Genomic DNA, 8,546 nt, shown 5'->3' with positions numbered 1-8,546 from the left:
TAAAACCCTTGCACCTAGAGGGGTTAATAATTCTTAACGAATCTCTAGGTCGCTGAAACAACGCAAAATCGTTTCAAAATGAGAATTGCTGGCCGCTATCACTACTACCGAATCACCACCGACTCCAAAAGGGTTATAGCTATTGGATCATGCAGGTTAAGCGCCGTTTAGCTTATCAGTGGGGAGATGGGGGTGTGGGGTGGGGTGTGGGGTGTAGGGTGTGGGGAGAACAAAGCTGCCTCCTACCTCCTGACTCCTGAATAGGGCTATTTTTTCAACTGCTTAACCGCTTGATAGATTTCGGGTAAACGCTTGTAAGCGGCTGATGCCTTGAGGAATAGTTTATGCGGCATAGCAGGAGAGCCAGAAACCACTTCTCCTGCCCCGATAGCGTTGTGAATGCCAGTTTGGGCGGTTGCGATCGCACCGTCCCCGATCACTGCTTGATTGGCAATGCCCACCTGTCCTGCTAAAATAACGCGATTGCCCAATTTTACGCCTCCTGCCATGCCTACCTGTCCGGCAAGGGCGCAAGCTTGGCCAATTTGGCAATTATGGGCAATATGGACGAGATTATCGATCTTAGTCTGGCTACCGATGCGGGTTTCTCCCACTGCCGGGCGATCAACGGTGCTATTACAGCCAATTTCTACCCCATCTTCTAAGACCACGATACCCGATTGTTCCATCTTAAACCAGCCTTCGGGAACTGGCACAAAACCGAAGCCCTCAGCACCAATAACAGCACCACTGTGGATAACGCAATCATTGCCGATTTGTACCCGTTCATGGATGGTACAGTTAGCGTGGAGAATTGTGCGATCGCCAATATGCACTCCGGGGTAAATAACGGCGTTAGGATGAATGCACACCCCATCACCGAGGGTGACATTTGCTTCTACCACAGCATGGGCCCCGATGGCGACTTTATGGCCGATTTTAGCCGATGGATGCACTACGGCGGTGGCGTGAATGTAGGGTTGGGGCTGAAAGGGTTGATAGAATAATTTGATGGCGTGGGCGAATAAAAGTCGGGGATTGGCACTAGCTAACCAAGGGATGCCGCGTTCGTCGGCCTGTTGTTGTAAATTGGCATCCAGGGGCAGAATTAGGGCAGTAGCCTCAGTTTTGGCGACAAAGGCAGCAAATTTTCCCCCTTCGATATAGCTAATGGTATCGACTAGGGCGGTTTCGATGGGAGTTATGGCTTTAATTTCAGGATTTCTGTCGGGATAGGCAGTTAAACTGTGATCAGAGACTAAAGGGCTTAATTTTTGGGCAATTTCACTAAATTTCATAAATATATACTGCGATCGAGATAGGGCTTATGATAGGATAGTTTAAAACTATACTGATAATCTTGTCGTTGTTATAGTCAAAAAAGTTGCTAGTTTTTTAGGGAATAATCCCTGTTTTCCATTTCAACAAAGCCGATGTCGATCTGGAGCAGTTTTGGAGATAAGTTTGCTCTCTCCAAAACCGATTGAGTTTATTTTTTACTACTCGATCGAGTTAATAAAATTGACCCGAACAGTATTAAGCTGATCAGAGTTGATGGTTCGGGAACTGTTTGAAAATCTAGGTTGAAAATTCCTGACTCTCCCCAAGAAAGGCTAATATCTACCAGTTTAAAACTGGCTGAATATTTTCCCGGTCGAGAGGCAAGAAACTTCGGTAAAAAGGAGAAGTTATCACCGGTACCGATCGCATAGATATCTCCAGCATTAGCTAAAATTGTCTGTCCTAAAGAGTTAGCTACTGTTAATCCATCACTAATCTCTAACAGTTGTAAGGATAGGTTGGCATTACCTAAAGACCGATTCCACCGTCCCCCAGAACTGTTAAAAAGAGCTTGTTCTCCCAAGTCAGAGGAATTATTAATAGTTGCCACTGATTGCATCAGTAGATTGCTATATTCCTCCCCAGTGGCAGCACTAACAAAACTATTCTGAAAAATTCCTTTTCCTGCAATTAAGGAGAGAGGAGGCAATCCTGTAGAAGTCTCAGGAATGCGATTATTAGTGTTAGTGGGATTAACTACTGGATTACTAGACAGTCCAGAATAACTGTAAGTGCCGATACCGTGAAAATGAGGGGTTCCCTCTCGGTGAGCAACCAGAAGAGTTAACCGGTTATAGTTAGGATTGGCTAATCCCTCATAGATGCCCCGAGTTAAGGTGATTTGATTATCCACCCCGATATAAAATTCTGGCAAACTCTGACCAATGGCAGGCTCTTCAGCCTTAGCCACCGTTACCAGGGCGAAAGAAAGCGATAAAATGAAGCTAACAGCTATAAATGGAGATTTAGGGCTTTTTTCGCGGATTTTATTCCCAGCACAAACTAATCCTACCCTAGAGACCTGTAGAACCATGATTTCTCTCATTAATTAGAATGATAATCATTATTACTTTAGCGAAAAACCCTTGTTCCGATTCACTTTTGCCAACAAAGTTAATTTAAGTTAACGTGAACAATGCTGTCCCAATAAGTTGCCCGCGCCTCTAAATAGGTCGAGGTCGATCAAGGAACAGGCAACGCCGGAACAGCAGCGAGTCCTCTGGGGATGAGGCCAAATCCCGTCAAAGTTTATCTTGATCAAAAAAGATAAACAAAGCTGTACTAGATTTTGCAGTGGGGAATCTGGGTTAAAATAGACCGAGAAAGTTAACAAAAAAATTGTCTCGCTCAAGTCGGCGAAAATCAGCTTATGACCCTTGCGGTGGCGATCGAAAAGTTAAAAAAATCCTACGGTCAGACAGCAGCGGTTAAAGATATCTCCTTTACCGTGGCAGCGGCAGAAATCTTCGGTTTACTCGGTCCCAATGGTGCGGGGAAAACCACCACGATTCGCTGTCTTTGTACCCTTGCTAAACCCGATGGCGGCAAAATCGAGGTGGGGGGTGTCGATGCCCTGAATAACCCCAAATCCGCCCGTAAACGCCTGGGTTACGTTGCCCAAGAAGTCGCCCTCGATAAAATGCTCACCGGCCGGGAACTGTTGCAACTACAAGCGGCTCTCTATCACATTCCTGCTCAAAAGTCAAGAGAGCGCATCAAAGAATTAATAAATCTTTTAGGATTAGAGGAATACGCCGACAAAAAAACAGGAACCTATTCCGGCGGCATCAAAAAACGGCTGGATTTAGCGGCGGGATTACTGCATCAGCCGGAAGTTTTGGTGCTGGATGAACCAACTGTGGGACTCGATATCGAAAGTCGTTTGATTGTCTGGGATTTTCTGCGACAATTGCGGGCAGCAGGAACCAGTGTGTTAATTACCAGCCATTATCTCGAAGAAATCGACGCTTTGGCCGATAACTTGGCAATTATCGACAATGGTATCGTCATCGCTCGGGGCACACCCTCACAACTGAAGGAGCAACTTGGCGGCGATCGCATTACCCTAAAAGTGCGAGAATTTTCCCCAGAGGAAGAAGCTTTGAAAGCGAAAGAGTTGTTATCCTGTCTGCCTTTTGTCGAGGAAGTGATCGTCAATACCGCCCAGGGTAACTCCCTTAATCTTATCGTGAGGGCGAATAGCAATCCTTTAAGCAAAATTGAACAAACCCTAGCCGAATCGGGACTACCCGTGTTTAGCATGGCCCAATCCCGTCCTAGTCTCGATGATGTCTATCTGGCGGCCACTGGACGCACCCTGATGGATGCGGAAATTGCCGCTGCCAGCAGTCGTGACCTCAAGGCCGAGAAAAAACAAGCGATGAAGGAATCCTAGTCCGGCGAGAAAGGCTGTAACATTGCCTAATTGCCCAGTTAAATCGTCTATAATTGGAGCGATCGATTATATATCAATCAAGATGAAAGATAAACGGGTATTGCTGACCGGCGGTACGGGAGGACTGGGTTTAGGAGTCACTCCGGCGATTTTACACCATGGCGGTCATCTAACCATGACCTATCGGGAGGAAAGGGAGGTGGGTCGTCTGAAATCTCGGCTGAGTGCGGCGGAATTTGAGCGTATTCGCTTTGTCAGGGTGGATTTAACCCAAGAAACTGCCGTGGCTAGATTAATTGATGATCTCGGTCGGGTCGATGTTTTAATTCATCTAGTCGGGGGTTTTACCATGGGGGCGACGGAGGAGTTTAGCTATGAAGATTGGCTAAAAATGTTCGATTTAAACCTCCATAGCACTTTTTTACTGTGTAAACACTGTTTACGCTCGATGAAACTTCATAATTATGGTCGTATCGTCACTATCGGTTCTCGTGGTGCCGTACAACCGGGGGCGAATTTGGCCGCCTATTGTGCCTCGAAAGCGGCGGTAGTGGCTTTAACCCAAGCGATCGCAGAAGAAACCAAACAGACTAATATTACCGCTAACGTGGTTTTGCCCAGTATTATCGATACTCCGGGCAACCGGGAAGCGATGGGAGAGGCAAATGCTAAGGACTGGGTAAGTCCCCAATCTCTAGCCGAGGTGATCTGTTTTCTGGCGGGGGAAGGGGCGAAGGACTTGCGCGGGGCGGCAATTCCCGTCTATGGTTCCCTGTGAGTGGTTTTTTGTCTTCAGGCTGATACACTGATAACGGCGCTCGCTCTCGCTAAAAATTGGGGTTAATTTATGCTTATTCCGATTCTTATCAGTCTTACTGTCTTACTTTTATCCTATCTGCTCGGTTCGATTCCCACGGGTTATTTAATCGGTAAATACAGCAAAGGTATCGATATTCGTGACTATGGTTCCGGTTCCACTGGGGCTACCAATGTGCTAAGAACTCTGGGAAAATCTGCCGGGGCGACGGTGTTATTAATTGATATGTTAAAAGGAATGGCGGCGGTAGCCCTGGTACGAGGGCTATATTTTATGGATGTCAATCCTCTCCCAGAAAGTTGGTATTACTGGTTAATTATTGGGGCGGGATTGGGTGCAGTCATCGGTCATAGTAAATCGATTTTCTTGAATTTTAGTGGTGGTAAATCCGTCGCCACCAGTTTAGGGGTTTTATTAGTGATGAATCCCCTAGTGGCTTGCGGAACTTTGGCGAGTTTTTTGGTTATTCTGGCACTTTTCCGGATTGTTTCTTTCGGTTCGATTATCGGGGCGCTGGTGGTGAATATTTTAATGGTTGTTTTGGGTCAACCTCTCCCCTATATTTTATTTAGTTTGATAGGGGGAATCTATGTGATTGTTCGTCATCAGGGTAATATTAAAAGATTGTTGGCAGGGACGGAACCAAAAATAGGTCAGAAAGTACAGCAATCATCGGAAGTAAGTTAAATAACTTTCTCAAGTCAGAATAACCACTGTGAAATGAAGTTGACGGCTCATCAGTTCTTTTATGAATAAGCTCGCATTTTAACCGCCTATCCTTAGATTAGCTAAATCTCCCCGAATCCTTTTACTGTTGCCTCTTGCCCCATCTCAACAAGCAATCTTGGATAAGGCTTTTAGACTTTTTTTCCCTCAAAAAGTGCCTACCATTGGGGTGATCGGGGGTAAAATTCAGGTACTTTTTCCCTGAAAATTAGGTAACTGACCACCTCAAAATCGGTAAAACCCTACACCCCACACCCCACACCCCACACCCTGCCCCCAGGAAAAACTTTTTCAGCAGACCCTAATTAAGACTGTCTGCTGTGGTTTTTAACCAAAGGATAAAACAATTAATATCTTCTTGGACTTGTAGCCATGTATTATAATAGTTATTAACCAGATTTTCTAGTTTTTGTTTTTCCAATTCAAAACCGTAGATATTGCGAACAACGTGCCGAAAGCTTAGGTATTCATTAAGTTTATACACTGTATCTTCTCGTAATACAGCAGGACGATAATCTTGAGGTTTGCTCATACGATTCAATAGCCTTCTATGCCAGTCATAACTAGATGGTAAGCCACCATTTAACTCAGAGGCGATAATTTGAAAAATTCGTTCACATCCTGTATAAAAGTTATGGAGTTTTAGGGCTAAACTTTCGGCACAAATATCGGCTAGTGCTGGGTTGGTTAGCATTTCCGCTTGAACTAAACGCATTTGGCTTTCTAGCCGATTTAATCTATTAACTTCAGTGGCAATATCAAGAGCGATTTCTTGTAATTCACTGGCACTCATCGGACGCATAAAGACATTCTCCTGTTTGCAAAACTCTTTTAAGAAAATGAGGTTCTAAGTCTTCTATAGGCTTTAAATCAATCCAGCGATCGCTAATTAAATTAACTTTTCCTAAAGCTTGAAAAAAACTTTCTGGAGGTATGCCAGCCACTGCTAGATCAATATCAGAAGTTTCCTGAAATTTACCTTTAACTAAAGAACCAAACAGGATAATTTTTGTAATTGGGAAATTTTTTTTTAGATAATCAATAACTGGCGGCAGATTTTTCCTCGCCTCTTGAGCCAATTTTTGATTATATTCCTGCTGTTCTTTTTGGCGTTTTTGCCAATATTCAAGATAGGGATTATTGACCGACATAATAATTATAATAGCGAGGTATTTAGCTTAAGTTTCTGCCCATTGTTGAAAGAAAATTTCAATATCTTTCTCTAATTTTCTGTTGATTTTTCTTGCCCTGTCTAAATTAATTTTCAATTGTTCATAATCAATATTCGTGCCGTAGGCATGGCGAAAAAAGTGCCAAAATCCTCGTAAACCATTTAACAAAGCAGCGGTTTCTGAAGAAATAAAAGCAGGACAAATTCTGGGGATAGGGACAGTCATTCTGTTTAATAAGGCTGTATGCCATTGCTGGGTATCGGCAATATGATTTTCAAAACAGGCCGCCACTATTTTAAGTAAATCCTCAGTGGCACTGTATAAATTATGGATTTGATAAGCAATGCTTTCTAGGCGAATGACATCATCGGGATTAACACCTTCGGCTCTAACAGCAACTTTATCATCGATCGCTTTGATTAGCTGTAATTGAGCATTTATATCAGCTTTCAACAGAATTAGTTGTCGGTTGTCCATAAAATTCCTTCTTCCCGAATTCGGTGGGCAAAATGACAGTTTTTCAGCAGAATAATATCTACCTCTCTCCCCAGATAATAGGAAAGAATACTAATAGCATCAAAGTGCAATTCGGGATTGATATTTTCGACGGCAATATCCACATCAGAACCGGGGTGAAATTTATAGGGACGAGTCACGAAGCCAAAGATATAAGCTCGATTAATTCCGTATTTTACAGCATTTTCATGAAGCCATTGTTGAGTTTTTGCCCGCAGGGTTTGTCTTTCCTGTTCCCGTTGAATATCTCTTTCTTTCCCCCCTACTCCCCTTGATCAGGGGGGTGCCGAACTGTTTGGTACTTTATTGATGACGACAATGCCCAATTAGCAAAGGTTTGAGCTATCACCACTACAATAAAATCACTACCTAGGGTTTGCGGCAAAAAGTTTTTCGGTGGGGGTAGGGTGTGAAAAGTGCCTAAATTTCCCCCCGATCACTGCCATATCCAGTACTTTTTAAGTTCCAAAAGGTCTAAAAGTCTTACCCAACAAGGTTTTTAGCTTTATTCAGCAAACCCTACCTATCTTGATTTAGAGGATTTTTTCTAAACCGTAGACGAGGGATTGCAGCTGAGTAACTTTGCGGATAGAGAGGAGAACCCCCGGCATATAACAGGAGCGATCGCTGGTATCATGACGAAGGGTATAGATTTCCCCGGGGGAACCGAAAATGACTTCTTGGTGGGCAATTAAACCGGGTAGACGCACGCTATGAATACGGATGTTCTCAGCAGTTAAACCGCCTCTAGCGCCGGGGATAGTTTCTTTTTCGGAAACTTGGGCAGCATTAAAGGTTTTACCTAATTCTGCCAGTAATTCGGCGGTTTTGAGCGCCGTTCCACTGGGTGCGTCTGCTTTTTGATTGTGATGCAGTTCGATAATTTCCAGATGATCAAAGTAGCGGGATGCTTGCAGGGCAGCCTGTTGTAGTAAAACCATGCCAATGGAAAAATTGGGGATAACTAAACAGCCTGTGCTGGCTTTTTCGGCAAATTCGGCTAAATCTTGCAGTTGTGCCGCCGATAATCCCGTAGTTCCCACCACGGGACGCACTCCATAGGCGATCGCACTGCGGGTATTGTCATAAACACCGTCGGGATGGGTAAAATCCACCATCACCCCTTGCACTTTTTCCTGAGTTGCCAGGACTAAAACACTCTGCAAATCGTCGAGTATCGGCACTTCTAGGGGTTCACAACCGGCCACTTCCCCCACATCTTGACCTCGAAAAGCGGGATTTCGATCCACTGCACCCACTAAGATCATATCGTCGGCACGAGCAACGGCTTTAATGACTTCCCGTCCCATTTTACCGGCTGCACCGTTGACAACTACGGGAATCGGGCCTCTATTTTCGGTCATGGTTAATTATTCTCCTTCGTGTATAACCTGAGTTCGGCATAAGAAAAGGGAGAAGTGATATGCTGAAAAACAGAAAACCATTCAGCCACCTTGCCCTAGGGTTAGTATAGACAAACGTTGCCTCATTTGACATCCTCACCGCCGTAAACGGACGGTGATTCCCAAACCTCACGATTTAGGTTTCTGCTTCTTTCCCTTGCGGGGTTCCGCACCTG

10 protein-coding genes are annotated in these 8,546 nt (G+C 44.5%); 3 read left to right on the top strand and 7 right to left on the bottom strand.

Features of this window, described 5'->3' with window-relative positions; translation table 11 throughout:
• Positions 1-266 precede the first annotated feature (266 nt).
• Entirely contained in the window at positions 267-1,298 is a 1,032-nt protein-coding gene (gene lpxD / locus BGL89_RS03200; protein WP_286824410.1) for a UDP-3-O-(3-hydroxymyristoyl)glucosamine N-acyltransferase, read from the bottom strand.
• Positions 1,299-1,489: 191 nt separating this feature from the next.
• Positions 1,490-2,374 carry an all3515 family Zur-repressed PEP-CTERM protein gene (locus BGL89_RS03195; RefSeq protein ID WP_286824409.1) on the bottom strand — a complete coding sequence of 295 codons (885 nt, stop codon included), beginning with the start codon at positions 2,372-2,374 and terminating at the stop codon, positions 1,490-1,492.
• Positions 2,375-2,710: 336 nt separating this feature from the next.
• Between BGL89_RS03195 and BGL89_RS03190 the strand changes: the two genes are divergently transcribed.
• The 3 genes from BGL89_RS03190 (at position 2,711) to plsY (ending at position 5,240) form a co-directional block, all read left to right on the top strand.
• Positions 2,711-3,736 carry an ABC transporter ATP-binding protein gene (locus tag BGL89_RS03190; protein ID WP_286824408.1) on the top strand — a complete coding sequence of 342 codons (1,026 nt, stop codon included), beginning with the start codon at positions 2,711-2,713 and terminating at the stop codon, positions 3,734-3,736.
• Between the two features lie 82 nt (positions 3,737-3,818).
• Complete coding sequence (fabG, locus tag BGL89_RS03185) at positions 3,819-4,514, top strand: 3-oxoacyl-ACP reductase FabG (RefSeq protein WP_286824407.1); 696 nt, start codon at positions 3,819-3,821, stop codon at positions 4,512-4,514.
• A gap of 69 nt (positions 4,515-4,583) precedes the next feature.
• The gene (plsY, locus tag BGL89_RS03180) at positions 4,584-5,240 is read left to right on the top strand and encodes a glycerol-3-phosphate 1-O-acyltransferase PlsY (RefSeq protein WP_502692596.1); all 657 of its coding nucleotides are present in this window, start codon (positions 4,584-4,586) and stop codon (positions 5,238-5,240) included.
• Between the two features lie 340 nt (positions 5,241-5,580).
• On the opposite strand, the gene BGL89_RS03175 is transcribed toward plsY, so the two are convergent.
• The 5 genes from BGL89_RS03175 to dapB form a co-directional block, all read right to left on the bottom strand.
• Entirely contained in the window at positions 5,581-6,081 is a 501-nt protein-coding gene (locus tag BGL89_RS03175) for a ribonuclease toxin HepT-like protein (protein ID WP_286824406.1), read from the bottom strand.
• Positions 6,059-6,430 (bottom strand): nucleotidyltransferase family protein, encoded by a 372-nt coding sequence (locus BGL89_RS03170; protein WP_286824405.1) that lies wholly within the window; start codon positions 6,428-6,430, stop codon positions 6,059-6,061. The genes BGL89_RS03175 and BGL89_RS03170 overlap by 23 nt, the downstream gene beginning before the upstream one ends.
• Positions 6,431-6,457: 27 nt before the next feature.
• Positions 6,458-6,928 (bottom strand): ribonuclease toxin HepT-like protein, encoded by a 471-nt coding sequence (locus BGL89_RS03165; protein WP_286824404.1) that lies wholly within the window; start codon positions 6,926-6,928, stop codon positions 6,458-6,460.
• Positions 6,910-7,107, bottom strand: coding sequence for a nucleotidyltransferase family protein (locus BGL89_RS03160; RefSeq protein WP_286824403.1), 198 nt, complete (start codon positions 7,105-7,107; stop codon positions 6,910-6,912). Before BGL89_RS03160 ends, BGL89_RS03165 begins: the two co-directional genes overlap by 19 nt.
• Positions 7,108-7,500: 393 nt before the next feature.
• A complete protein-coding gene (gene dapB / locus BGL89_RS03155) occupies positions 7,501-8,331 on the bottom strand; it encodes a 4-hydroxy-tetrahydrodipicolinate reductase (RefSeq protein ID WP_286824402.1) in 831 nt (276 codons plus the stop codon).
• Between the last annotated feature and the right edge of the window lie 215 nt (positions 8,332-8,546).

The organism is Microcystis sp. LSC13-02, assembly GCA_002282935.1.
Classification (GTDB): Bacteria; Cyanobacteriota; Cyanobacteriia; order Cyanobacteriales; family Microcystaceae; genus Microcystis.
This window is presented reverse-complemented; position numbering and strand designations above follow the sequence as displayed.

What these genes read in the sequence shown, in the direction of transcription:
- lpxD (WP_286824410.1), bottom strand. Translation starts at nt 1,298, where the DNA reads ATGAAATTTAGTGAAATTGCCCAAAAATTAAGCCCTTTAGTCTCTGAT.
- BGL89_RS03195 (WP_286824409.1), bottom strand. Translation starts at nt 2,374, where the DNA reads ATGGTTCTACAGGTCTCTAGGGTAGGATTAGTTTGTGCTGGGAATAAA.
- BGL89_RS03190 (WP_286824408.1), top strand. Translation starts at nt 2,711, where the DNA reads ATGACCCTTGCGGTGGCGATCGAAAAGTTAAAAAAATCCTACGGTCAG.
- fabG (WP_286824407.1), top strand. Translation starts at nt 3,819, where the DNA reads ATGAAAGATAAACGGGTATTGCTGACCGGCGGTACGGGAGGACTGGGT.
- plsY (WP_502692596.1), top strand. Translation starts at nt 4,584, where the DNA reads ATGCTTATTCCGATTCTTATCAGTCTTACTGTCTTACTTTTATCCTAT.
- BGL89_RS03175 (WP_286824406.1), bottom strand. Translation starts at nt 6,081, where the DNA reads ATGCGTCCGATGAGTGCCAGTGAATTACAAGAAATCGCTCTTGATATT.
- BGL89_RS03170 (WP_286824405.1), bottom strand. Translation starts at nt 6,430, where the DNA reads ATGTCGGTCAATAATCCCTATCTTGAATATTGGCAAAAACGCCAAAAA.
- BGL89_RS03165 (WP_286824404.1), bottom strand. Translation starts at nt 6,928, where the DNA reads ATGGACAACCGACAACTAATTCTGTTGAAAGCTGATATAAATGCTCAA.
- dapB (WP_286824402.1), bottom strand. Translation starts at nt 8,331, where the DNA reads ATGACCGAAAATAGAGGCCCGATTCCCGTAGTTGTCAACGGTGCAGCC.